The organism is Leucothrix pacifica (assembly GCF_003172875.1).
Classification (GTDB): domain Bacteria; phylum Pseudomonadota; class Gammaproteobacteria; order Thiotrichales; family Thiotrichaceae; genus Leucothrix; species Leucothrix pacifica.
Window position 1 is genome coordinate 1 of sequence record NZ_QGKM01000031.1, and the last position, 1,784, is coordinate 1,784.

Below are 1,784 nucleotides of genomic sequence, written 5' to 3' on the forward strand. Positions count from 1 at the left end.
CCTTCCCCCTATGTCAGGATAGTTGTCGCCTCTACTTATTGAAAGATAGCGGGCGGAATTGGAATACAAATTGCCACATTATTCAGCAGAACGTAAAGCCTCCATACTAAAGAAGCTACTCCCACCTGAGAGTCGATCGGTGCCAAAAGTCGCTTCAGAGGAAGGGATTAGCGTCGGAACGTTGTACAATTGGTTGAAGCAAGCGCGAGAACAAGGAGTCGCAGTGCCGGGAAGTCAACGAACAAGTAGTGAAGACTGGGATGGGGCGAGCAAATTTGCTGCCGTATTGGAAACAGCCAGCATGACGGCTCATGAACTCAGTGAATACTGCCGCCAAAAGGGATTATACCCTGAGCAAATTGCGCGCTGGAAAGCGGCGAGTATAGCCGGGGCAGCCGGTGAATCATCACAATCGAGTGCGTCTAAAAAGGCCTTGAAAGAAGCTCAACAACAAATTAACCATCTGAAAAAGGATTTGAACCGCAAAGAAAAGGCATTAGCGGAAAGTGCTGCCTTACTGGTACTGCAAAAAAAGTATCAGGCGCTGTGGGAGGACGAGGCGTCATGACCGGCCTTGCACAGCGCCAGCTACTTGTGAAGATGATTCATGAAGCTGAGTCCGCGGGTGCGGGTCGTGGTAAGGCCTGCCAGGTTGTGGGGATTTGTATCCGCACCTTACAACGCTGGTCGCCTCTGGGTAGTGATGAGGTGAAAGCTGACCAACGCCCTGAAGCAGTCCGTCCGGCTCCCTCCCACCAGTTAACCACCGAAGAAAAGGACGCGATTTTGGCCATTTGCCATGAACCCGAGTATGCCAGCTTGCCGCCTTCACAGATCGTCCCGAAGTTAGCCGATAAGGGCATTTATCTCGCCAGTGAATCCAGTTTTTATCGGGTGCTCAAAGCCGCGAACCAGTTGCATCACCGTGGTCGGAGTCAGAAGCCGAAACCCGCACGCGTCGCAACGACTCATACCGCAACCGCGCCGAATCAGGTGTGGACGTGGGATGTGACCTGGTTACCCAGCACCGTGACCGGCCGCTTTTTCTATCTGTATATGGTCGAAGATTTGTATAGTCGCTACGGCGTGGTTTGGGAGGTGCATGAGGCTGAGTCAGCCGATTTAGCGGCAGAGCTGATGCAAAAAGGCGTGTGGCGTGAGAAGTTGACGGACAGCCATCAATTGGTGCTTCATAGCGACAATGGCAGCATGATGAAAGCGCAAACGTTGCGGGTAAAGTTAGATCAATTGAATATTAGTCAATCCTTTAGCCGCCCACGTGTGAGTGATGATAATGCATACGTGGAATCTTTCTTCCGAACATTGAAATACGGGCCCTCTTGGCCCAGCCAGGGCTTTACCTCGTTAGATCAGGCACGTGAATGGGTGCAACAGTTTATGCAGTGGTACAACCATGAGCATCAGCACAGCAAGATTCGCTTTGTGACGCCTGCACAACGTCACCGAGGTGATGACAAAGCCGTGTTAACGCAGCGAGCATCCGTCTACGCGCAAGCAAAGCAAGCGAACCCGGCGCGCTGGTCAGGCAATACACGTGACTGGTCTGTGATCACTGAAGTGACTTTAAATCCTGAGCGACCTGCTGAGGGAAAGAAAGCGGCATAATCAGACAGGTCACTTGATATGATTTTTTGAAAAAATGCGACAACTACCTTGAAAAACACCGCCTTCCCATAAATAACAACTGAAATATAGCTACAGCTAAACCAAAAAGATCAATTGATGCTTGTCGGTATAGTCCTCATAAAGCAGCCCATTGCAAC

General features: G+C 50.7%; 1 protein-coding gene. It reads left to right on the top strand.

The window, feature by feature from the left end:
* Nucleotides 1–70: 70 nt before the first annotated feature.
* Nucleotides 71–1,626 (top strand): IS3 family transposase gene (locus tag DKW60_RS12005; protein ID WP_425451332.1). Its coding sequence is split into 2 segments (ribosomal slippage): nt 71–527 and nt 527–1,626, totalling 1,557 coding nucleotides; the frame shifts between segments, so codons are not numbered across the junction.
* Nucleotides 1,627–1,784 lie beyond the last annotated feature (158 nt).